Origin of the sequence: Paracoccus alkanivorans (genome assembly GCF_003697785.1) — a bacterium.
Lineage (GTDB): Bacteria > Pseudomonadota > Alphaproteobacteria > Rhodobacterales > Rhodobacteraceae > Paracoccus > Paracoccus alkanivorans.
This window is the reverse complement of the sequence record NZ_QOKZ01000006.1, coordinates 304,770-328,043: the sequence shown is the minus strand read 5'-3', so window position 1 is coordinate 328,043 and position 23,274 is coordinate 304,770. Positions and strand designations below refer to the sequence as shown.

The window sequence follows — 23,274 nt, the reverse complement described above, 5'->3', positions numbered from 1 at the left end:
AGCCTTCTGGACATGGACCGTCGTCACCGGTCTGATTGTCAATGTCACAACCAGTGCACTGTTCCTGACGATGATCACGCTTGACCGGCCGCTTATCACGCTGATGTTCGGTTACGCGGTATCGGTAACCGAGCCAGGCTCGATACGCTGACTGTCCGGACAGCCAATGTATTCCGGGTCGAAATGGCAATGATTTCGGCCATCGACGCCGATCGCGAGGTTATCATTGGCCAGAATACGGAGCTTCCGGGCGAGCCGAGTCACAACGTCGATCCGGCGGCATGGCACACTCAGACCCTGCAGCGCATCGCCAATCAATGGCCGAGCTCAAATATCTAAGCTCTCATGCCATGGAATTACAAAGCCTGAACGGAAAAGATCACGCTTGTGGACGGGGCGGTCAGCCAGACCAATTTCCCCGACTATCCGATGTTGCGACCGGCCGAGATCCCTCAGATCCAAATCCACGTTCTCGGGAGTGACGGCCCTTGGACCGGCCTATCCGCATTATCCTCTCTTGAAGGGCTCCTGCCCAGATGGGTTGGGGAGCTCAATGCTGTGGATCGGTTTCTCTGTGCAACTCATTGGAACGTCTCCATGGAAAGGGCCTGAGCGCGGCGACGTTCGACCTTGGCGAGCAACACCAGACTGGCCGAAAGCAGCAGAGCACCATTGAAGGGATGGACGGAAAGTAGCAGCGGCATGGTTTCCACCGCCAGCGCGACCTGGATGAGATAGATGATAAAGATCAGGCTTGCCCACCACCCGAAGCCCCGCAAACGGGGAACCGAGAGCGCCCCGACGAGAAGGGCGATGGCCGGAAGGACCAGAATCCCGCCAGCCGCTACATGCAGACCCCACAAACCGCTATCATGGAAGAGTGCACTTCCTGCGCTGAGAAACTGGCCAAGGATGCCGACTGGCAGGAACCATGCCGAGAATATGAACCAGCCGGGCATGCCACGATCGAGATCGGTGAATGTGTCACGAGATGTCTTCATGAGTCAGGCTGCCTTCCCTTGATTGCTGAAGTGGCTTCGATCCAGCGTTCGAGCGTGGTGGCATAATCGATTGCCGCGGCCTTAAGTGCCGCTGACTCCAGCTTGTCGGCCTGATAGAGGATGAAGGGTGAGGTCCAGCCGAGGCCGCAGCGATGCGCGGTGGCGCGCAACGGAGCGAGTAATTCGATCATTGGAAACATGTTGCGCCCGCCTGGCTGATACGCCGCCGGCACGTTACCGGCGGTCGCGGCAATCAGAAGCGGTGTGCCTTCAAGCTTGTGGCCCTCCGCCTCGTAGGCGATGTAGAACATGCGCGTGAGAACGGCATCCTGCCATTCCTTCATGAGCGGCGGGGTGGAATACCACTGGATGGGAAATTGCAGCACGATCCGATCGGCGGCAAGCAGTCGTGCGGCCTCGCGTTGGCTGTCCCTAACCATATCTATTCCGTTGGGACAGGCGGCCTGCATGTCGACGACCTCGACGCCGGAAAGCTTGGCTGCCGCCGCGGCCAGCGCGACATTCGCTTTCGATCGCGAGAGATCGGGGTGAAACAGGAGGATGAGAGTCTTGGTCATGATTGTCTTCCTTGTTGCGACAGGGAGACGATGTGCCAGGATCTAAAATCTTCCCAATCGATTAATGATCTGATCTATTATTAATCCTATGAATTTGCGCTCGCTTGATCTGAATCTTCTGGTAATCCTCGACGCGCTCCTGGACGAGGCGCATGTCAGCCGTGCTGCCGATCGGATTGGCCTGTCGCAGCCCGCCGCCTCGGCGGCGCTGCAACGCTGCCGTCATCTCTTCCGCGACGAGCTTCTGGAACGCGGTCGGGGAACAATGCGCCTGACGCCGAAGGCCGAGGCATTGCGGGCACCTTTGAAGTCGCTGCTGGTGGAGGTGACCGATCTGATCGATCCGCCCGAAATACCGCTCTGCGACATTCGCCAGACCTTGCGCATCACCATGGCGGATTATCCCGCCTTGCTTGTCATCGCGCCTCTGCAGGGGAGGCTTCAGCAATCTGCACCCGGAATCGATCTGGTGATCCAGCCCTGGCATGGCGCCGAGGCCGCCCGGATGGCGCTCGTGGACGGCACGAGCGATCTTGCGGTATCGGTCTTCCCGCCCGCTGAAGACGACCTCCACCGGGAGAAGCTGGCGACCGAGCATTATGTGGTTGCCATGCGCGTTGGGCATCCCGCATCCGACGGCTTCGGTCTCGGTATGTGGCTGCGATATCCGCATATCATTGTGTCGGGACGGGGCGATACGAGGACGCCACTGGACGCCGAACTGGCCAGCCGCGGCCTGACACGGCGCGTCGGGCTTGTCGTGCCGAACTTTCAGATGGTGCGAACGATTCTGCAAAGCTCCGACATGATCGCGATGCTGCCGTCGCGCGTCCTGCAGGATACCGGTGATTTGATCTCCTTCCCGCCTCCCATCCCAGTTTCCGGATTTCCCATACATCTTGCCTGGCACCAGCGGCGTAGCAAGGATGTGGCCCTCCAGCACATCGCAAACATTCTCGGCGAACTGCTCCACTGAAAGGTCGCGATTTGCAGATGCGTCGAACGCGCCATGAGAGTTAATTTCAATCAACGGCATGCTACCCGCGAGAGACACAGAGACTGACCGGACAACGGAGGACACACTACAACACGCAACGACCCTGCCGTGCCCTGGGCTTTCGTCCGCCGTCACCGGATCTCAACCCATCGAACAGGCCTTTTCCAAGCTCAAGGCTCACCTGCGCAAGATCGATGCGAGAGCTTTTGTTGATCTGATCAACGCACTCGGGGATGTTTACCCAAGTTGAATGCTGGAACTTCTTTCGGGCTGCCGGATATGTCGCAAGTTAAACCAAAGGGCTCTGACTCTCCCGAAACCAGCCACGGCGGCTCCCGGAGAAGGTCGGGTGATCCGGTGCCCTGTCCGTCAGGTCCAGACGACAGAACCAGCGATACCTCGGGTTCAGATGCACCTCATGGCAAAGCCGACGCTTGGGCCGGATGCCGAACCAATACCCGATCATCAGCGTCCGGATCATCGGTTCGGGATCGACCGATCGTCTGCCAGTGTGACCTTGGAAAGCAATGAGATGCGGACGGATGCTGGCCAGGTAAGCAAACCGGTCTGATTGAGCAAGGAAGATGATCTTTCAGCGAAAACTTGAGAAACAGCGCCGTCTGTGCCCTCGTGTCTCGGACCCGTTATCGCTGGAAACGCCCCACCCGGATGACAAGGTGGAAACAGCGATCAGTGCCTCAGGCAACAGGAGTTCTTCAACAATATAGGCACATTGATGCCGCCGGAAGGCGGTCGAACTGCCAGCGCCTCCGGGGTCCTTCAGAGTCGGCCCGCTGCGGAAATTGCCAAAATCATCACGGAATTAGCCAAGCGGATAGCGATATTTTCACCTATCCTTGCCAGGATGGCACGGCGTGTACCTGGTGCCTGCCGGTCTAACAACGGAGGGAATAATAATGAAGCGCATTCTTGCGGCCGGTGTTCTTGCATCGCTTGCGACGGGTCAGGCCATTGCGGCGGATGATCCGGCCACTTGCCAGGCACCCAGCTTTTCGGATGTGGGCTGGACCGATATCTCGGCGACGACAGCGACGGCAGCGCGGATACTCGAAGCGCTGGGCTACAAACCCGAAATATCGGTTCTGTCGGTGGCGGTCACATTCGAGTCGCTGAAACGGGGAGATACCGACATCTTTCTGGGCAACTGGATGCCTCTACAGGCCTCGGTTCAGCAACCATTGGTCGAGGCAGGCGATATCGAGGTCGTCCAGACCAATCTCGAAGGCGCCGTAATCGGTTTCGCAGTGCCGAAAACGAGCTATGACGCGGGGTTGAAAACCTATTCCGACATTATCAAGTTTCGGGACCAGTTGGGCGGGAAGATCTACAGTATCGAGGCTGGAAGCAGCGCCAATGCCACGATACTCGACGCGATCACCAATGACGATTTCGGACTCTCCGCTTTCGAACTTGTCGAATCCAGTGAGCAGGGGATGCTGGCGCAAGCTCAGCGGGCGATGGATTCCGATGACGACATCCTGTTCTTCGGCTGGCGGCCGCATCCGATGAATGTGCGCTTCGAGATGGAATATCTGACCGACGGCAATGACATGTTCGGCCCCAATGACGGCTCGGCCACCGTGCTGACCAATACCCGCGCGGGTCTTTCCGAGGATTGCCCCAATCTGGGTCAATTCCTGAAAAACCTCGTCTTCACCGTCGAGGCCGAGGATCTCATGATGGCCTATATCCTCGACGAAGGGCTGGAGCCTCGCGCCGCCGCGGAACGCTGGCTGACCGAGAATCCGCAGGTGCTTGATGCGTGGCTGACCGATGTCACCACGCTTGAGGGCGAACCGGGGCTACCCGTCGTTCAGGAATCGCTAGGGCTGTGAATTAGGGCTGCGCCGGGCGGCCGATGGCGGATGGCCGTAATGCCGCCGGAACGCCCGCGACAGCGACGCGACCGAGGAAAAACCGGTCCGCACGGCAATTTCGGCCATCTGCAGCCTTGTATCCACTACCAGTCGCCGGGCTGCCTGTAACCTGAGCGATAGATAGTAAGCTCCCGGCGGGATCTGCACGAAATCGCGGAACAGTCCTTCCAATGTGCGCAGGGAACAGCCTGTCCGGCTGGCGATGGCGCGGATCGGCAGCGGCGCGTCCAGATGCTCCTCCATGATGCGAACGGCCGCGGCAAGCCGAGGCTCCTGCTGGCCAACCCGTCCCATTGAAACCAGCGGCTGTGCATCCGACGGCAACCGCGTCTCGTCATAAACATAGAGGCTGGCGACACTCAGTGCGGCGGCGAAACCCTGCCGCGCCCGGATCAGTGCCAGCATGAAATCCAGTGCAGGCGCCGCGCCACCGGTGGTCAGAACCGGTCCGTCAACGATCCAACGGTCCGGGATCAGCTGCACCTGCGGAAAACGAGCGGCGAAATCTTCGAAATCTTCCCAATGGGTGGTGGCGCGGCGATTGTCCAGCAGGCCGGTCATCGCCAGCACCCAACTTCCCGCTTCCACCCCACCGACCAGTCGCGCATGTCTCGCTCCCTGGCGCACCGCCGCGACCAGTGCCGGACTGGCATGTAGGGTAGCGTTGAAGGCCGCGACCACGATCAGCAGATCACATCCTTCGCGCGGATCGAAACCGGCATCGACCTCTACCTTCAACCCGCAACTTGTGGCCACCGCCTGTCCGTCGAAGGATACCACCTTCCAGCGATATACCTCTTCGCCCGTGGTGCGGTTCGCCGCCCGCATCGGATCCAGCGTGGCCGCAAGGCTCATCAGTGACGCCTCGGGCAGGACCAGAAGCGTGACGGACAGGGTCTGGTCGGATTGCTGCAATACCATATTTGCGTTGTTGGTTAACTCAATTGCGTATGGTGTTAAATGCGGAATCCGGCTTTGCGTCAAGCTGAGCCGAAACAGCCAGTAAGGAACCGCGAATGCCACTTACTCCCAACAGAGATGTGTTCATCACCTGTGCCATAACCGGCGCCGGCGACACGGCAGGCAGGTCGGACAAGGTTCCGGTCACCCCTGAGCAGATCGCGGAAGCCTCGGTCGCTGCCGCCCGGGCTGGCGCCGCCATTGCGCATATTCATGTCCGCGATCCCGAAACGGGCAAAGGATCGCGCGATGCCGCATTGTATCGCGAAGTGGTTGAACGTATCCGCGATTCGGGCACCGATATGGTTCTGAACCTGACTGCGGGGATGGGCGGCGATATCGTCCTTGGCTCGACCGAGGCACCCTTTCCCACCGATCCCGCCGGAACCGACATGATCGGCGCGACCGAGCGTCTGATCCATATCGCGGAGCTGAGGCCCGAGATTTGCACGCTGGATTGCGGCACGATGAATTTCGGCGAAGGCGATTACGTGATGACCAACACCCCCGGCATGCTGAAAGAAATGGCGCGGCAGATTCAGGCGCTTGGCGTGCGCCCTGAGATCGAAATCTTCGATACCGGTCATCTGCTGCTGGCAAAGTGGTTGAAGGCGCAAGGAGTGATCGACGATCCGGTGATGATCCAGCTATGCATGGGCATCCCCTGGGGCGCGCCGGATGATCTGGGCACCTTCAAGGCCATCCTGGACAATGTCCCGAATGACTGGACCTTCTCGGCCTTTTCGATCGGGCGCAATCAGCTTCCCTATGCTGCGCTGGCGATGCTGGCCGGTGGGAATATTCGCGTCGGGCTGGAGGATAACCTATGGCTCGAAAAGAGCGTTCCGGCCACGAATGAGGCGCTGGTGGCCCGCGCCGTGACACTGGTGCAATCACTGGGGGGCCGGGTGCTCGCTCCCGCAGAGGTGCGCCAAATGCTTGGATTGGAGAAGCGCTGGTGAACGGCAAGATTGCGAAAGCGGCCTGCATCGGCTGCGGCGTCATCGGCGCGGGCTGGGTGGCGCGGTTGATCCTTGCGGGCGTGGATGTGGCTGTGCATGACCCCTCGCCCGATGCAGAAAGGGTAGTGGCGGAGGTTCTCGCCAATGCCCGTCGTTCGGTGCCGCGCCTGCTGGACGCGATGTTGCCACCGCCGGGTCGGTTGCACTTCGCCCCCAGCATCGCGGATGCGGTGGCCGGGGCCGATTTGATCCAGGAAAGCGTGCCCGAACGGCTGGAGCTGAAACGCACTGTCCTGGCCGCCATTGACGCCGCCGCTCCAGCGCGTGCGATCGTCGGGTCCTCGACCTCGGGTCTGCTGCCTAGTGACCTGCAACAGGGAATGACCCATCATGAAAGACTGATCGTCGCGCATCCTTATAATCCGGTCTATCTTTTGCCTTTGGTGGAGCTGGTCGGAGGGCAGACCACCGCGCCGGAAACCCTGGCGCGGGCACAGGCGATCTATACCGCGCTTGGTATGAAACCCGTTATCATCCGGCGCGAGATCGAGGCTTTCGTCGGTGACCGGTTGCTGGAAGCCTTGTGGAGAGAGGCGCTGTGGCTGGTGCATGACGATATCGCCAGCGTGACGGAAATCGACGATGTGATCCGATATTCCTTCGGGCTGCGATGGGCGCAGATGGGTCTGTTCCAGACCTATCGTATCGCCGGAGGCGAGGCCGGAATGCGGCATTTCCTGCAACAATTCGGCCCGGCACTGAAATGGCCCTGGACCAGGCTGATGGATGTACCCGATCTGGACGATGCCCTGATCGACCGCATAGCGAGACAGTCCGACGAACAGGCGGCCGGCCTGTCAATTCGCGAACTGGAACGCATCCGTGACGACAATCTGGTGGCGATCATGCGGGCGCTGGCGTCTCGGCAGGAGGGCCATGGCTGGGGCGCGGGGGAATTGCTGCGCCAGCAGGAGGCAACGCTGCGTAACGGGAGTCCAGCCAAGCCCTTGCAACTGGTCAGCGGCACCGTCCCGGCTCAGTGGATCGACTATAACGGCCATATGACCGAGCATCGCTATCTGGAGGTTTTCGGCAACACCACCGACACCTTGCTTGAGCATATCGGAGTCGATGCCGCTTATATCGCCTCGGGCCACAGTTATTACACTGTAGAGACCCATATCATGCATCTGGGCGAGGCCAGGCAAGGAGTGCGTTACGATACCACAACGCAAATCCTGCATGCGGATGACAAGCGGCTGCATGTCTTTCACCAGATTCGCAATCGGGATACGGATGCAATCCTTGCCTCGGCGGAGCAGATGTTGCTGCATGTCGACACAGAGGCAAAGAAAGCGGTATCTGCCGCGCCCGAGCTGATCGCGCGCGTGACAGCGTTGGCACAGGTCCATGCGCGGATGCCCCGCCCCTCGGCGATGGGCCGCCATGTCGGGCAAAGATAGGGTTGACCCGACGTTGATGCAGAAAGGCCGCCTGAGAAGTGACTGTCCTATTCACGCTTGAGGTCAGGCGATGCGGGCGATCTCGGGGATGCCAGGAGCATTGAAGCGGTTCGTGATGGCGATGCGGATCTGAATTTCGGCAGACTGGCGACCGGAGTCTTGTGGCATGATGCTTTCGCCGAAATTTCGAGGCAGTTCACGCGCCCCAGATTGACCTGCCGGCTCCGACCCTGACGGCATGGTGTGGCAACTTGCCGAGATTCCGCAACCGGTATTTCCGGCGCCTTCTGCTCTCCTGCAATCACGGGTTTTCAGGGCTGCAGGGTAAAGCTTTCGTTATGTGAACCCTGCCCATCCTGACGAGCCCACTCCTGAGAGCCGCTCGGTATTGACGGAACAGCTCTCGCCAATGTTTCAAACCGTCTGACCCTCCCGCGCTTCCTTGCGGCGCTGAACGCGGGCGCGGATCGCGTCGAGATCGGTGACGGGCGTGGCAGCGAACAATGCCTTGGTATAGGGATGTTGCGGATCTGCGAACAATGCCTCACGACTGCCCTGCTCGACGGCCTCGCCTTTGGACAGCACCATGACGTCATCGGCAATATAGCGTACGACCGACAGATCGTGACTGACAAAGATATAGGTCAGCTCGAACTCATCCTGCAAATCGGCCAGCAAATTCAGCACCTGCGCCTGCACCGACAGATCGAGGGCCGAGACCGGCTCGTCCAGCACCAGAATCCGGGGATTCAGCATCAGCGCACGGGCAATCGCGATCCTCTGCCGTTGACCGCCCGAGAACATATGCGGATAGCGGTTGGAATGTTCGGGCTGAAGGCCGACTTTCTGCAACATCGCTTCGGCGCGCTCACGCCGTTCGGCTGCCGGGACCCGGGTATTGATGACCAGTGGTTCCGTTAGCACATCCCCGATCTTCTGGCGCGGGTTCAGGCTGCCATAGGGGTTCTGAAACACCATCTGCACCTTGGATCGCATCTCCGGCCCCGGCCGGCGACGGGTGATGTCGATCGGCTGCCCGTCAATCAGCAGCTCACCCTCCGACGGTGCGTCGATCAACGCAATGATCCGCGCCAATGTCGATTTGCCCGAGCCGCTTTCACCGACAATCGCCAAAGTCTTGCCCTGAGCGACCCTGAAATCGATGCCCTTCAGGGCACGGACCTGCTTGCTGCCGGTGAACAGACTGCCGGGCATGCTGTAATCCTGCACAAGAGCGCGGCCTTCGACGATGGCGGTATCTTTTGCATCACTCATTCAGAGCCCTCCGGTAGAAAAAACTCTGACACGGTCGGCAATCTTTCCCCGGTCGCATGCTCGGGCAAGGCCGAGAGCAGTGCGCGGGTATAGGCGCTTTTCGGCGATTCAAACAGGCTCAGCACATCGGCCTCTTCCATTTTCTTGCCCTTATACTGCACCGTAACGCGGTCGGCGGTTTCGGCGACCACGCCCATGTCATGCGTGATCAGGATCAGCGCCATGCCGTAGTCCTCCTGCAGTTTCATCAGCAGATCGAGGATTTGTTTCTGGATCGTCACATCAAGCGCGGTCGTGGGTTCGTCCGCAATCAGAAGACGCGGGTTCGAGGCGATGGCCATCGCGATCATCACCCGCTGACTTTGACCGCCCGACATCTGATGCGGATAGGATTTCAGCTTTTGCTCTGGCTGAGGAATGCCCACTGCGGTGAACAGTTCCAACGCGCGGGCGCGGGCCTGCTTGCGCGACATACCCATATTCAGGCGCAGGACCTCCTCGATCTGGAACCCGGCAGTGAATGAGGGGTTCAGCGACGCAATGGGTTCCTGAAAGATCATCGTGATCTCGCGCCCGATCAGTTTTCGCCGCTCGGACCGTGACATGCGCAGCAGATCGCGGCCAGCATAGGTCATTTCATCGGCGGTGACGGTAGCGGTGTCGGGCAGAAGGCCCATCACCGCCAGCATCGACACCGATTTGCCCGAGCCGGACTCGCCGACGATGGCCAGAACCTCGCCCGGATCGACATGCAGATCGATACCGTCAACAGCGGTAAAGCTGCCCGTCGCTGTGGCGAACTTCACGGTCAGGTTACGGATGTTCAACTGAGCCATGACATCAGCTCCGCTTCAGCTTAGGGTCAAGCGCATCGCGCAGCCCGTCGCCCATAAGGTTGATCGCCAGCACCGAAATCAGGATGGCGAGGCCGGGGAATGTCACCACCCACCACGCGCTCGAGATGAACTCCCGCGCCTCGGCCAGCATTGTTCCCCATTCAGGAGCGGGCGGCCTTGCACCCATGCCCAGAAAACCAAGGGCCGCGGAATCCAGCACGGCCGAGGAAAAGGACAGCGTCGCCTGCACGATCAGGGGCGCGAGACAATTCGGCAGGATCGTCCTGAACATCAGCCGCAGATTGCCCGCCCCGGAGACGCGTGCGGCGGTGACATATTCGCGTTTCTGCTCTGACATGACGGCAGCGCGGGTCAGGCGGGCGAAATGCGGCTGATAGACAATGGCAATGGCGATCATCGCATTGGTCAGCCCCGGCCCAAGCACCGCCACCAGCACAAGTGCCAGCAACAGCGACGGGAAGGCGAGAATGATATCCATCACCCGCATGATGAAATTGTCGATCCAGCCACCGAAAAAACCGGCAATCAGGCCGATAATCGTTCCGCCGATCAGCGCGACGGAAACGACGACGATGCCGATGAACAGCGAATATTGCGCCCCATAGATAAGGCGGGAAAGGATATCCCTGCCAACGGCATCGGTGCCAAGGATATAACCTTCGTGTCCCCCTTCCTGCCAGATCGGCGGCACCAGCAGCAGGTCGCGATACTGGGTCGTCGGGCTGTGCGGCGCCAGAAGCGGCGCGAAGATCGCGATCAGCACCAGCAGGACAAACACCGCAAGGCCCACGACCGCTCCCCGGTTCTGGCGGAAATAGAACCAGAACTCGGCCAACATACGGCGGCGAATTGCGGCGTCTGAAAGCTTTACCGGCGCGTTCGTTTCGGAAATATCGTTCATCTGACACGTATCCTCGGATTGATGAGGCCATAAGTCAGGTCAACCAGCAGATTGACGACCATCACCAATATGGCAATCAGCAGCAGGCCCGATTGGACGACCGGATAGTCGCGGCTTGAAATCGCATCGACCATCCATTTGCCGATGCCCGGCCATGAAAAGATCGTCTCGGTCAGGATCGCCCCGGCCATCAGCACGCCGATCTGCAGACCGATGGTGGTAACGACCGGAATCATCGCATTGCGCAGCGCATGGACACCGATGACGCGGCGCCCGGGCATGCCCTTGGCCCGTGCGGTGCGGACATAATCCTCCCCCATCACCTCCAGCATCGCGGATCGGGTCTGGCGCGCGATCACCGCCAAGGGGATCGTCGAGAGCACGATCGAAGGCAGAATCAGATGAAGCACCGCCGATTTGAAGGCTCCCTCCTGGCCGGACAGCAGAGAGTCGATCAGCATGAAGCCCGTCACGTTGGGAAAATAATACAGGTAGCTGATCCTGCCCGAAACCGGGGTCCAGCCCAGATGGCCCGAGAAGAAGATGATCAGCAAAAGGCCCCACCAGAATATCGGCATCGAAAATCCGACCAGCGCCGAGGTCATCGAGATTTGGTCGAACCAGCTTCCGCGCTTGATGGCGGCGAGAACACCGACCGGAACCCCGATCATGACGGCGATGAAGATCGCACACAGGCCCAGTTCCACCGTCGCCGGAAACAGCGCCAGAAATTCATCCAGCACGGGCTTGTTCGACGACAGGGAATTGCCGAGATCACCCTGGAACAGCCGCCCGAGAAAGCCGAGATACTGCATGACCAGCGGTTTGTCATAGCCCAGCATGGCGGTCAGCTGAGCATGCCGTTCAGGTGATACCCCACGCTCGCCTGCCATCAGCAGAACCGGGTCTCCGGGCAGGATGCGCACCAGCCCGAAAGCGATGATGGTAATGCCCAGAAAAGTTGGAATCAGATAGAGAAGCTTGGTTAAAATGAAACGGACCATGCGCCTTTTCCTTGCAGAACGCGCGGGGAATCTCGACCCCGCGCGCTCGGTTCCGGTTGAGGGACTTCCGCCCGATTACTCGGCGATATCGACGGTATCGAAGGTGTAATCACCCAGGGGGCTGATGACGAAACCGGTGACACCTTTCGCCATCGGCACATAGGTGGTCGAGTGGGCAATGGTGAACCAAGGGGCTTCCTGCTTGAAGATCACCTGCGCCTCTTCATAGAGTTTGGTCCGCTCTTCCTGATCGGTGGTCTGGGTGGCCTTGCTCAGCAGGCCCGAGAACTCCTCATTGCACCAGAATGCGCGGTTTGCACCACCTTCATCCGCCGATGCGCAGGAAAGCAGAACCGACAGGAAATTGTCGGGATCGCCATTGTCCCCGGTCCAACCCAGGATGACCGCGCCCTCCCGGCCGGCTTCCATCGATTTGGACAGATATTCGCCCCATTCATAGGACACGATTTCAACATCCACACCGACCTTGGACAGGTCTTCCTGCATCAGTTCCGCGGTGCGGCGGGCATTGGGCATATAGGGACGCTGGACCGGCATTGCCCAGATCTGCATCTTCAGATCGGTAACGCCTTCTTCTTCCAGCATCTTCTTGGCGGCCTCGGGATCATAGGGATCATCCTCGATCGCGTCGTTATAGGACCACATGGTTGGTGGCAGCGGGTTCTTGGCAGGCTCGGCAGCGCCCTGGAACACCGCACCGATGATGGCTTCCTTGTTGATTGCCATGTTCAACGCCTTGCGGACCTTGGGGCTGTCGAACGGCTCGATCGTGGTGTTATAGGCCAAATAACCGACATTCAGCCCGGCCTGCTCGCCCAACTGAAGGTTTGGATCGGCCTTGATCGCCTCGAGATCGGCAGGGGCGGGATAAGACATCAGGTGGCACTCGCCCGCCTTCAGCTTTTGCAAACGCACCGCCGCGTCGGGGGTAATGGCGAAAACCAGATCATCAACCAGCGGCGCGGTGCCCCAGTAGTCCGGATTCTTCTTGTAACGGATAACAGCATCTTGCTGATAATTGACGAACTGGAAAGGACCGGTTCCGATCGGTGCGTTGTTCAGCGCGGCCATATTGCCGGATTGCTCCAGCGAGTCGGCATATTCCTTGGACACGATCGACACGAAGGGCATGGCGATATTGGCCAGGAATGGTGCTGCCGGTTCGGTCAGCGTGAACTTCACCGTATGATCGTCGATCTTCTCGATCTTCTCGATCAGTTCGGACATGCTCATCGACGAATAATATTCGTAGGTGAGCCCCGGAATATACTGGTGCCATGGATGATCGGCGTTGGCCTGGCGCTCGAACGAGAAAATCACGTCATCGGCGTTGAATTCGCGCGTCGGCGTGAAGCTGTCATTGGAATGCCATTTCACGCCCTTGCGCAGATGAAAGGTATATTCCTTGCCGTCTTCCGACACCTCCCAGCTTTCCGCCAGTGACGGCTCGACCTCGGTAGTGCCCTTCTTGAATTCGGTGAGCCGGTTATAGATCGGATGAGCACCCGCATCGAAGGTGCTGCCTGCGGTATAGGGCGCGGGGTCAAAGCCCTCGGGCGAAGCTTCCGAGCAATAGACAAAAGTCTTTGCCTCTGCCACGGCGGCAGACATGGCGAGCGCCGAAGCGAATATAAGCAGTTTTTTCATCGTGTTTCCCTGTCGTGCTTCACAATATATCTGTTGGGTTTACCGGTCTGACGGTTCAATTTCATCCCTGTGTGTCGGTACAGACCCTAACCCATGCTTTCCGTCAAGGTGCTGCAGTCCTGCATATCGAAGCGAATGATTTCATCGCCTTCCAGCTGGAAGATGTGCGTCAAGGTCTTGTCCGTGAAACCGTGAGCTGGCCTGTCCAGTGGTCGATCATCGAGGTAAAATACTGACTGGATCACCTCGACAGCTACAATACCATCCTTCATTGTTCCAAATACCACCCGCTTGGTGTGCGGACCAGATGTTCAGTCCCAGCCTGTGGTGGGTCGGAGCGATGGTGAACCTTTCTGGCTCTCTTGTCCAGATTTTGCAGATGTATTCGAATGATGCGGGGCCCTGCAGGGGACATTGCCGCAAAAGCCGTTGCCAGAGCGGGATATCCCCTTTCCCCGCCGAACTTGTGCCATGCGCTCGACCTCGGCGGCTCCGAGTGCGTTACAGCGGTTCATCAGTGCCGCGCGGATGCGGATTTCGGCGGTTTGTGGATCCGGGGGCGGTCACATCATCAATGCCCAAAGAATCCGCCGATGAAAACGAAATCCCGGTTGACAGCCTGCCACAGCGGTGGACCGGCCGCGCGGATATAGGCTCACATGGGTTCAGGGGCGAGCATGCCGGTGCCCTTGTGGCAGGTCAGCTGTGCAGAGGTCGGCCGATATCGGAAGCGGCGAAGAGATTGGCGGCCCAATCGACGAAGACGCGCAGCTTGTTGCCCAGATGCCGGTTCGGCGGATAGACGACATGGACCGGTAATGGCTTGCGATGCCAGTCGCGCAGAACAGGACGAAGCTCCCCCTTCGCGACCGCCTCCCTGACCATGAAGGTCGGCGCCTGGACGATCCCGAGCCCGGCACGCGCGGCGGATACATAGGTCATCCCTTCGTCGACCGATACCACGCAACGGCCCGTCACCTCGATCCGTTCGCCGGCGTCGTTATGAAAGACGAATGGTATCTGCCGGCCGTTCGGCGGGCGGAAATAGCTGACCACCCGATGCCCGTTCTCGAGGTCGCGCGGATCCCGAGGCTCGCCGAATTTTTCCAGGTAGAAGGGCGCGGCGCAGGTCGAGACGCTCATCTCGGCAATCCGGCGCGCGATAAGAGACTGATCGGACAGTTCCCCGACACGTATGGCGCAATCGACATTTTCCGCGAGGATATCGATTTCCCGATCCGAAACCCCGAGATCGATCTGGATATCGGGATAGGCCTCGTGGAACCGGCATAGCGCCGGAACGAGGATCATGCTCGCCAGCGCGCCGGACATCTCGATGCGCAATTTCCCCCGGGGCAGGGCCTGTGACGACGCCATGCTGCCGTCAAGCTCGTCGAGATCGGCGATAAGCCTCTTCGAGCGCTCGTAATAGAGAGCGCCGTCCGTCGTGACGAGAACCCGTCTGGTCGTGCGGTTGAGAAGCTTCGTGCGCAGATGTGCCTCCAGCCCCTGGATGAGCTTGGTGACGGTCGCCTTCGGCATCGAAAGAGTATCCGCAGCCCGCGTGAACGTGCCGGTTTCCACTACCCTGACGAAAGCGCGCATTGCCGCGAGCTGATCCATTGGAAGTCTCCGCCGCCTTTTGTCGATTGTTCATGTACAGAAACAGTGTGGTTCAATTTAGACTTCTTTTTCCAGAAGAGAACAATCCCATCTGTTAGTCAACGAGCTGGCGGAACACCGGATTGCGAGATAGCCCGCAGACAGTGAGTTGCCAGGTGCAGACGCGGCATTGCCATGGTCGGCAGAACGGCGCGGGGATCCCGCGGGCAAGAATGGTTGGAGCACATGACCTTCAAGGAGGAAGTCCTCGATTGCGATGATGCGGGCCCTGTTCCCGTGAGATTCTACATCGGCGACCGGTTACCGGAAACCCCGCCGCTCGTGCTGCACCTGCATGGGGGCCTGTTTCTTGGCGGTTCGCTTGCGAGCGGAGCGCGTGTCGCCAAGCGTCTGGCCGATGCCGGCGCAGTTGTGGTTTCCGTGGAATATGCGCCGGCCAATGTCAACCCGTTTCCTGCCGCGCTCAAGTTTGTTTTCAGCGTGTTGGAGGCACTCAAGCGGCGCTGCGCGAAACTGGCCGATCGCAGGTCCTTTCTTTTCGTCGCGGGCGAAGAGGCGGGTGGCAATCTGGCGGCAGGTGTTGCCCTGATGGCGCGCGACCGGCAGGTGAACGCGCTTCGCGGGCAGATCCTGCTGTCTCCGATGCTCGACCCGTGCATGGCAACGCGGTCCTTTCGCGCAGCAGGGCAAAGTCCGGACCCATGCAGATGGGCGGAGGGCTGGAACCATTATCTCGGCTTTGCGGCCAAGGCCTGCCATCCCTATGCGGCGCCAGCCTTGTCCACGCGGCTGGCGGGTGTGTCCCCGGCATTGGTCATCACTGCCGAGGACGATCCCATGCGGGACGAAAGCTTGAATTACGCGCGACGCCTGCGGGAGGCGGGCGTGCTTGTTCGCGAACACGTTCTGCCCGGCCCGACAGGCTGGCCAGGCAGCTATGCGGACAAGACGGGTATCGTGTGGGACTGGGAGGATACGATCCGCGGTGACTTCACCGCGTTCTTCCAACAGACAGGGGCGCTCTCCTCGTAAGGAAACCCCTGCAGTGATTTTTCGGCCTGGAGGCCGTGAAGGAGATTGCAATGACGATTTTCAATTCTCGCCGTCTGTTCGCTGGCGCGGGACTGGCTGTAGTCCTGACCGCCGCCGCCATCACTTTCGTCGGACAGTCCGATGGTGCCGGGTCCGGCGCGAGCGCCGCTGCCGCCGCACCCGCCGCAATCCCCGTCTCGGTCGCGGCGGTGCAGCTGCAGGACGTCACCATGTGGCAGGAATTTTCCGGACGGCTCGAAGCGGTCGACCGGGTCGATCTGCGCTCGCGCGTGGCCGGCGCGATCCAGTCGGTCAATTTCCGGGAGGGTGCGCTCGTCAGGAAGGGCGATGTGCTCGTCACGATCGACCCGGCCCCGTTCAAGGCGGTGGTCGCCCAGGCCGAGGCCCAGGTCTCCGCTGCCGAAGCGCGTGTGGAACTCACCGGACTCGAACTCGATCGTGGGCGCAAGCTTGGCGAACATCGCACGGTTTCCCAAAGCGATCTCGATCAGCGGCTCAGTTCCTATCACGAGGCGACGGCAGCGCTGCGTTCCGCGGAAGCGGCCCTTCAATCGGCTCAACTCGATCTAGACTATACGCAGATCCGCGCACCTATATCCGGGCGGATCGGGAAGCTCCAGGTCACGGCGGGCAATCTCGTCGCGGCGGGCGCGTCGTCGCCCTTGCTCACCACGCTCGTTTCGGTGGATCCGATCTATGTGGGCTTCGACGTCAGCGAGGAGGTCGTCGGCCTGATCCTCTCGAAATTGCCGTCCGATTCCTCGGGGCAGCGCGCAATTGAAAGCATTCCCGTCGAGATGGAGGCGGGTGAAAATGGCCAGCCGGTCCGTGGTCACCTGCAGTTCATCGACAACCGGGTCGACATGACGAGCGGCACCGTTCAACTCCGGGCGGTATTCGACAATCCCGACGGCCGGCTTTTGCCCGGGCAATTCGTGCGGGTGCGCATTGGCCAGCCAAAGCCCGAACCGCAGATTCTCATCAGCGAGCGTGCTGTCGGAACGGACCAGGACAAGAAGTTCGTTCTTGTCGTCGATTCGCAAAACAAGGTCGACTACCGGGAGGTCGTTCTTGGTGACTGGGCCAACGGGCTGCGCGTCGTCAGGACCGGGCTGAAGCCCGGCGAACGTATCATCGTCAATGGCCTTCAGCACGTGCGGCCCGGCGCCGTGGTCACCCCGCAACCAGTCGCCATGGCCTCCGCCGAGCAGGCGTCGGCCATGGAGGTGGCCGAGGCGCAGACACGCTGAGGCTTTTTGCCTGCCGATAGCGATCGGCAGGAAGTTATCCGAATTTCTCAAGCGACCTGACGGCTTCACGTCATGCGCGGGCTGGCCGGCGCTGGTCCGCTCGTCAGTCAAGAGGACTTGACATGAATATTTCCAGATTCTTCGTCGACCGTCCGGTTTTCGCCGGGGTTCTGTCGGTGTTGATCGTCGTGGCCGGCCTGCTTGGCCTTAGGGCCTTGCCGATCTCGGAATATCCCGACGTCGCTCCGCCATCGATCGTTGTGCGGGCGCAATATCCCGGCGCCAATCCCAAGGTCATTGCCGAGACGGTCGCGACGCCGATCGAGGAAGCGATCAACGGTGTCGAGAACATGCTATACATGTCGAGCCAGGCGACGACGGACGGCCAGATGATGCTGACCGTCACCTTCGAGCTTGGCACCGATCCGGACAAGGCGCAGCAACTGGTTCAGAACCGGGTATCGCAGGCGGAGCCGCGGCTGCCGGAAGAGGTGCGCCAGCTCGGTCTTACCACGACCAAGAGTTCGCCCGACCTGACCATGGTCGTGCATTTGCTGTCGCCGAACAATCGCTATGACATCACGTATCTGCGCAACTATGCCGTGCTCAATGTCAAGGACCGGATCGCCCGCATCGAGGGTGTCGGCGACGTCCAGGTGTTCGGCTCGGGCGATTATTCGATGCGTATCTGGCTCGATCCGGAAAAACTCGCCGGGCTCGGCCTTGCCGCCAGTGATGTCGTCACGGCCATCCGCGGACAGAACGTGCAGGCGGCGGCCGGCAGCATCGGCGCCGCGCCGAACTCGAACGGGCTTGACCTGCAATTGTCGGTCAACGCGCAAGGCCGCCTGCAGACAGCCGAAGAATTCGACGACATCATCGTCAAGACGGGGGAGGGCGGGCAGATCACGCGCCTGCGCGACGTGGCAAGGGTCGAACTCGGCGCGGCCGACTATTCGCTCCGCTCGCTGCTCGACAACAAGCCTGCGGTGGCCCTTGGCATTTTCCAGGCGCCGAATTCCAACGCCATCGAGATCTCCGACAATATCCGCAAGACCATGGCCGAGATTCAGCAGACGATGCCGGACGGCGTGGAATACAGCATCGTCTACGACACGACCGAGTTCGTGCGCTCCTCGATCGAGGCCGTCGTGCATACGTTGCTAGAGGCGATCGTGCTCGTCGTCCTGGTGGTCATCCTGTTTTTGCAGACCTGGCGCGCCTCGATCATCCCGCTCGTGGCGGTTCCGGTCTCGGTCATCGGCACTTTCGCGGTGATGCATCTTTTCGGTTTCTCCATCAACGCGCTGTCCCTGTTCGGGCTGGTGCTTGCGATCGGTATCGTCGTCGACGACGCGATCGTGGTGGTCGAAAATGTCGAGCGCAATATCGAGGAGGGCCTCTCACCGCGCGACGCGGCGTATCGCGCCATGAGCGAGGTTTCGGGTCCGATCATCGCGATCGCGCTCGTGCTCGTCGCCGTGTTCGTGCCGCTTGCCTTCATCTCGGGCCTGAGCGGTCAATTCTATCGCCAGTTCGCGCTGACCATCGCGATCTCCACGGTGATCTCGGCCTTCAATTCGCTGACATTGTCGCCGGCGCTCGCTGCGCTCCTTCTGCGTCCCCACGATGCGCCGAAGGATTGGCTTACCCGTGCGATCGAACTGCCGTTCGGCTGGTTCTTCCGCGGCTTCAATCGCGTTTTCGGCGCGAGTTCGAGGGCCTATGGCGGCGGCGTGAGGCGGCTTCTGTCAAGAAAGACGCTGGTCATGGGGGTCTATCTCGCCCTCGTTGTCGCGACCATCGGCATGTTCCGGGCCGTGCCCGGCGGTTTCGTGCCGGCACAGGACAAGCAATACCTGGTGGGCTTCGCACAGCTTCCCGACGGGGCGACGCTGGATCGCACCGATGCGGTCATCCGCAAGATGAGCGAGATCGCGCTGGAGCAGCCGGGCGTTGAACATGCCGTCGCCTTTCCGGGCCTGTCGATCAACGGCTTCACCAACAGTTCCAACGCCGGTATCGTCTTTGTCACGCTGAAGCCGTTTTCCGAGCGCCAATCTCCGGAGCTTTCCGGCGAGGCGATCGCCATGCAGCTCAATCAGAAATATGCCACGCTCCAGGATGCCTTCATCGCGATGTTCCCGCCGCCGCCAGTGCAAGGGCTCGGCACGATCGGTGGTTTCAAGCTGCAGATCGAGGACCGCAACGGTCTTGGCTACAAGGCATTGGACGACGCGACAAAGGCATTTCTTGCCAAGGCCTACCAGACGCCGTCGCTCGCCGGGCTTTTCTCGAGCTATCAGATCAATGTGCCGCAGCTTTACGCCGATCTCGACCGGACCAAGGCGCATCAGCTCGGGGTTGCCGTCACCGATGTGTTCGACACGCTGCAGATCTACCTGGGTTCGCTCTATGTCAATGATTTCAATCAGTTCGGACGGACCTATTCGGTGCGTGCGCAGGCGGATGCGCCTTACCGCGCTCGGCCGGACGATATCGCCAGACTTGAAGTGCGCTCAAAGTCCGGGGAGATGATTCCCCTGTCGGCCCTGATGAAGGTCGAGCCAACGGCAGGGCCGGAGCGGGTCAACCGCTACAATGGCTTCCTTTCGGCCGACATCAATGGCGGCCCGGCGCCCGGCTACTCTTCCGGCGAGGCGCAGGCCGCTGTCGAGAGGATCGCCGCCGAAACCCTGCCGAAGGGGATCGAGTTCGAGTGGACCGACCTTACCTACCAGCAGATCATCGCAGGCAATTCCAGCTATATCATCTTTCCCCTGGCGCTGCTTCTGGTCTTCCTCGTCCTTGCGGCACAGTATGAAAGCCTCGCGCTTCCCCTGGCGATCATCATGATCGTGCCGACGGGACTCCTTGCCGCACTTGTCGGTGTCTGGCTCACTCAGGGCGACAACAATATCTTTACGCAGATAGGTTTCATGGTGCTTGTCGGCCTCTCGGCCAAGAACGCCATCCTCATCGTGGAATTCGCCCGCGAGTTGGAGTTTTCCGGTATGACGCCGAAAGAGGCCGCAATCGAGGCAAGCCGGCTCAGGCTGCGCCCGATCCTCATGACCTCGATGGCATTCATCATGGGTGTGGTGCCGCTTGCGCTGTCGACCGGGGCTGGCGCCGAGATGCGTTCGGCAATGGGTTTCGCGGTGCTCGCCGGGATGATCGGCGTGACGGCATTAGGCATTTTCCTGACGCCTGTCTTCTATGTCGTCATGCGGCGGCTGACGGGAAATCGACCGCTCAAGCAGTCGGGCCAGTCGACAATGACAGATCACGGCACCTTGGCACCGGCCGAGTAAGCTTGTCTTCCTGACCGAGGGCTCTTCTTTCAGCGTCCAGCCGGTGCCGGAAACCGGGTGCACCGGCAGGCGATCGCTTCTCGGGGTTTTGCGGGCAGCAAGGTGGATCATGATCCGGCTCACCATTACCCGCGACCCCCATGCCGATGCCAGCCGCCGCATCTACACGCAAGTTGGAACAGCTTGTTCCGGGTGAATTTCTTCACCTGCTGACAGGGCGGCGCAGGGCCCGGACTGAACCCGGCGTCAGAACGGCACGAATCTGCTGCGGGAAAGGAAAAGAAGAAGACAGACACAATTCTGTCAGCGTCCGAAGTGATCATCGGGTGCGAATCGATATGCATTGTCCGCTGGCCTTACCAGATGGAGGTTTGATCAATGGCCCTCGAGCCTGTTCGTCGTAATGCAGCCATACCATCCGAAGCGGTGTCACCCGTCCCGCGCCCTGTCGACAAGCCGTCACCGCTGCGTAGCGAGATAACGGCACCGGCCGAGCCGACAATACCTTCCGGTCCGGATCCCAGGGCTCCGGGTGCTGATCCGGCTGTCGAACTCGGCTCCGGGCGCAAGGCTGAAATCGATCAGTTCGTCAGGGACAATGCCGGGAAGGAGAACCGTGTTCTCGGTATGCGTCTTGACAGCGAGGGTGGAACGCAGGTGGGTAACGCGCTCACCGGGGATTCCGAACTTGGTGATCTGACGAAGGCCGAGAAGGACTATCTCGCGCAGGAAGCTGTAAAAGCCTGGGATGGCCAGGCCAAGGATAACGGAGGGCGGAGAGAGAACATCCGGGAAGCCGTGAATGAAGTGCGCGATGATCCCGCCGCCAGCTCGGCTCTTGCCGAGGCGCTGGCCCGCCCAGCACTTGAGGAAGACAAGAGCATCGCTGCGGCCGGCGCAATCTCGGGCCCGCAGGGGATGACCGAACGCCATGGCGAGATGTTCTATGCCGCTGCCGAGCTCGACCTTGATGCTGTCGTCGGAAGCTATGGAGGTAACGAGGTCGCGCTGGCTCAGCGCCTTGCTTCGGCCAGTCCCGAAACACGCGGACAAATGTGGGAAATGCTCTCCGAGCCCGGACGCGTCCCGGAAGAAAGCCAGCAGGCAATGACCACGGCACTGTTCTTTCTCGACGACGGGGCGAAGGATGCGAGCCCGGAATACCGGCAGAACATGGCCGAAGCAATTGCGCTGACGCGCCGTCCCGGAAACGAGCCGGCCGATCGGCTGGCGCGCGATATGATGGCCACCAATATTGCGGCGGTCATGGAAACCGGTGATGGCCGTGATATGCTGCTCGGCCCGGAGAATACCGACAGCGCGAGACTATGGGCGCTCAATGAGGTCGCCTCGGCAACCGGCCGCATCGATCCCGAGAGCTATGCGGGTTTCGACGCTCCGTCACTGGTGGACAGGCCCGGTCACCCCAACGCCGTCGGCACCGGTGACATTGCCAGCGAAGGCGAGGTAATTGCCGATCTGACGCAGATGGCGCTCGATATTTCCGGCATTGCCGATCCCACGCCGGTTTCCGATGGCGCCAACACGCTCATCTCGCTCTTTCGGGGAGATGTCGGCGGCGCACTGATTTCTGCCGCCGGCCTTGTGCCTTATGTCGGTGATCTGGCCAAGGTTGGAAAGCTTGGCAAATGGGTCCAGACGATGGAAAAGGCCGTCGACCTCGCCGGGCGCAGCGAGAAATTCATGGAAACCGTCAGGCCGATGCTCGAGGGAATTTCCGGGGCCATCAAGTCGATTGGCGACGATGTGATGAAAACCTTGCCCCAACCGGCTCAGGATGCGCTGCGCAATATCGGCAGGAAGGTCGATGATGCTCTCCAGGCGGCGGCGAGGCGTGCTCCACTGGTTGTTGACGATGCCATCGGGACGACGAAGAATGTGGATGGCCGGACATTGACCATAGGGGATGGCCCGGCGGTAAACGCGCGGCCGGATGGCAAGCGCGAGGCGCTTACGGTCGATGGGGATGTGGTCACCCTTCGAGAGCCCAAGGCGGGCGTGACCGATGTCAAGAACAATCCGGATGGCACCGTGACCTATACGAAAAATGGCCAGGAACTCCAATACGACGCCGATGGCTTCCCGATTTTCGATTCCAAAGCGGATATCTATCTGGATGCCTCACATATCAACAGCGGCGCCGATGCCGCACATTTCAAGGCGGCGAACGAGCAGGTGGCTTCTGCCCTGGAAGCAGACCCGTCCCTTGCCCAAAAGATGGGGCTGACCGATGCGCAGGTCGCCTTTTTCAAGGAGGGCAAGGACTTCGACCAGTCCCCGCCGGATTTGACTTGGCACCATCATCAGGATACCGGAAAAATGCAGTTGGTAGATCGTGAAATACATAACAATTTCCCGCATACTGGTGGCATGGCGACTTGGGGCGGTGGAAGGAATTGAGCGATCCCGCTGATTTTATCATTCCTGCTGTCAAATTTTGTTTCGGAGG

Annotated in this window: 18 protein-coding genes and 2 pseudogenes; 10 read left to right on the top strand and 10 right to left on the bottom strand. The window is 60.3% G+C overall.

Going from position 1 to position 23,274, the window contains the following annotated elements:
• Window positions 1-189 precede the first annotated feature (189 nt).
• Window positions 190-339 carry a hypothetical protein gene (locus tag C9E81_RS23365; RefSeq protein WP_166461933.1) on the top strand — a complete coding sequence of 50 codons (150 nt, stop codon included), beginning with the start codon at window positions 190-192 and terminating at the stop codon, window positions 337-339.
• Between the two features lie 242 nt (window positions 340-581).
• Here the strand turns inward: C9E81_RS23365 and C9E81_RS16665 are convergent, their stop codons facing one another.
• Window positions 582-1,001, bottom strand: a complete 420-nt coding sequence (locus C9E81_RS16665; protein ID WP_122113470.1) for a DUF6220 domain-containing protein — start codon at window positions 999-1,001, stop codon at window positions 582-584.
• Window positions 998-1,579, bottom strand: coding sequence for an NAD(P)H-dependent oxidoreductase (locus C9E81_RS16660; protein WP_122113469.1), 582 nt, complete (start codon window positions 1,577-1,579; stop codon window positions 998-1,000). The genes C9E81_RS16665 and C9E81_RS16660 overlap by 4 nt, the downstream gene beginning before the upstream one ends.
• 88 nt (window positions 1,580-1,667) lie before the next feature.
• Between C9E81_RS16660 and C9E81_RS16655 the strand changes: the two genes are divergently transcribed.
• Window positions 1,668-2,555, top strand: a complete 888-nt coding sequence (locus tag C9E81_RS16655) for a LysR family transcriptional regulator (RefSeq protein WP_122113468.1) — start codon at window positions 1,668-1,670, stop codon at window positions 2,553-2,555.
• 166 nt (window positions 2,556-2,721) lie between these two features.
• Window positions 2,722-2,869, top strand: a pseudogene (locus tag C9E81_RS23355) (IS630-like element ISSpo6 family transposase); the annotation flags it as partial.
• Window positions 2,870-2,880: 11 nt separating this feature from the next.
• On the opposite strand, the pseudogene C9E81_RS23350 reads toward C9E81_RS23355, so the two are convergent.
• Window positions 2,881-3,224: pseudogene (locus C9E81_RS23350) on the bottom strand (transposase); the annotation flags it as partial.
• A gap of 269 nt (window positions 3,225-3,493) precedes the next feature.
• Between C9E81_RS23350 and choX the strand changes: the two are divergent.
• Window positions 3,494-4,432, top strand: coding sequence for a choline ABC transporter substrate-binding protein (gene choX / locus C9E81_RS16640; RefSeq protein WP_122113465.1), 939 nt, complete (start codon window positions 3,494-3,496; stop codon window positions 4,430-4,432).
• On the opposite strand, the gene C9E81_RS16635 is transcribed toward choX, so the two are convergent.
• Window positions 4,421-5,395, bottom strand: coding sequence for a GlxA family transcriptional regulator (locus C9E81_RS16635; protein ID WP_122113464.1), 975 nt, complete (start codon window positions 5,393-5,395; stop codon window positions 4,421-4,423). The genes choX and C9E81_RS16635 overlap by 12 nt on opposite strands.
• Window positions 5,396-5,490: 95 nt before the next feature.
• On the opposite strand from C9E81_RS16635, the gene C9E81_RS16630 reads away from it, so the two are divergent.
• On the top strand, window positions 5,491-6,396 hold the full coding sequence (locus C9E81_RS16630; RefSeq protein WP_122113463.1) for a beta-keto acid cleavage family enzyme: 906 nt from the start codon (window positions 5,491-5,493) through the stop codon (window positions 6,394-6,396).
• Window positions 6,393-7,859: a carnitine 3-dehydrogenase gene (locus C9E81_RS16625; protein WP_122113462.1), complete on the top strand. Its 1,467-nt coding sequence runs from the start codon at window positions 6,393-6,395 to the stop codon at window positions 7,857-7,859. The genes C9E81_RS16630 and C9E81_RS16625 overlap by 4 nt, the downstream gene beginning before the upstream one ends.
• Before the next feature lie 414 nt (window positions 7,860-8,273).
• Here C9E81_RS16625 and C9E81_RS16620 read toward each other — a convergent pair whose 3' ends face one another.
• The 6 genes from C9E81_RS16620 to C9E81_RS16590 all read right to left on the bottom strand — a co-directional run bounded on the left by C9E81_RS16620 (window position 8,274) and on the right by C9E81_RS16590 (window position 15,187).
• On the bottom strand, window positions 8,274-9,134 hold the full coding sequence (locus C9E81_RS16620) for a dipeptide ABC transporter ATP-binding protein (protein WP_122113461.1): 861 nt from the start codon (window positions 9,132-9,134) through the stop codon (window positions 8,274-8,276).
• The gene (locus tag C9E81_RS16615) at window positions 9,131-9,970 is read right to left on the bottom strand and encodes an ABC transporter ATP-binding protein (RefSeq protein ID WP_122113460.1); all 840 of its coding nucleotides are present in this window, start codon (window positions 9,968-9,970) and stop codon (window positions 9,131-9,133) included. Before C9E81_RS16615 ends, C9E81_RS16620 begins: the two co-directional genes overlap by 4 nt.
• A gap of 4 nt (window positions 9,971-9,974) precedes the next feature.
• The gene (locus C9E81_RS16610) at window positions 9,975-10,829 is read right to left on the bottom strand and encodes an ABC transporter permease subunit (protein ID WP_425010657.1); all 855 of its coding nucleotides are present in this window, start codon (window positions 10,827-10,829) and stop codon (window positions 9,975-9,977) included.
• A 59-nt stretch (window positions 10,830-10,888) separates the two neighbouring features.
• A complete protein-coding gene (locus tag C9E81_RS16605; protein ID WP_122113458.1) occupies window positions 10,889-11,896 on the bottom strand; it encodes an ABC transporter permease subunit in 1,008 nt (335 codons plus the stop codon).
• 75 nt (window positions 11,897-11,971) lie between these two features.
• The gene (locus C9E81_RS16600; RefSeq protein ID WP_122113457.1) at window positions 11,972-13,564 is read right to left on the bottom strand and encodes an ABC transporter substrate-binding protein; all 1,593 of its coding nucleotides are present in this window, start codon (window positions 13,562-13,564) and stop codon (window positions 11,972-11,974) included.
• A 699-nt stretch (window positions 13,565-14,263) separates the two neighbouring features.
• On the bottom strand, window positions 14,264-15,187 hold the full coding sequence (locus C9E81_RS16590) for a LysR family transcriptional regulator (protein ID WP_122113456.1): 924 nt from the start codon (window positions 15,185-15,187) through the stop codon (window positions 14,264-14,266).
• A 225-nt stretch (window positions 15,188-15,412) separates the two neighbouring features.
• Between C9E81_RS16590 and C9E81_RS16585 the strand changes: the two genes are divergently transcribed.
• The 4 genes from C9E81_RS16585 (at window position 15,413) to C9E81_RS16570 (ending at window position 23,225) form a co-directional block, all read left to right on the top strand.
• Entirely contained in the window at window positions 15,413-16,219 is an 807-nt protein-coding gene (locus C9E81_RS16585) for an alpha/beta hydrolase (RefSeq protein WP_122113455.1), read from the top strand.
• A 50-nt stretch (window positions 16,220-16,269) separates the two neighbouring features.
• Window positions 16,270-17,490: an efflux RND transporter periplasmic adaptor subunit gene (locus C9E81_RS16580; RefSeq protein ID WP_122113454.1), complete on the top strand. Its 1,221-nt coding sequence runs from the start codon at window positions 16,270-16,272 to the stop codon at window positions 17,488-17,490.
• Window positions 17,491-17,612: 122 nt separating this feature from the next.
• Window positions 17,613-20,804, top strand: coding sequence for an efflux RND transporter permease subunit (locus C9E81_RS16575; protein WP_122113453.1), 3,192 nt, complete (start codon window positions 17,613-17,615; stop codon window positions 20,802-20,804).
• A 627-nt stretch (window positions 20,805-21,431) separates the two neighbouring features.
• The gene (locus C9E81_RS16570; protein WP_166461951.1) at window positions 21,432-23,225 is read left to right on the top strand and encodes an HNH endonuclease; all 1,794 of its coding nucleotides are present in this window, start codon (window positions 21,432-21,434) and stop codon (window positions 23,223-23,225) included.
• The last annotated feature ends 49 nt before the right edge of the window (window positions 23,226-23,274 follow it).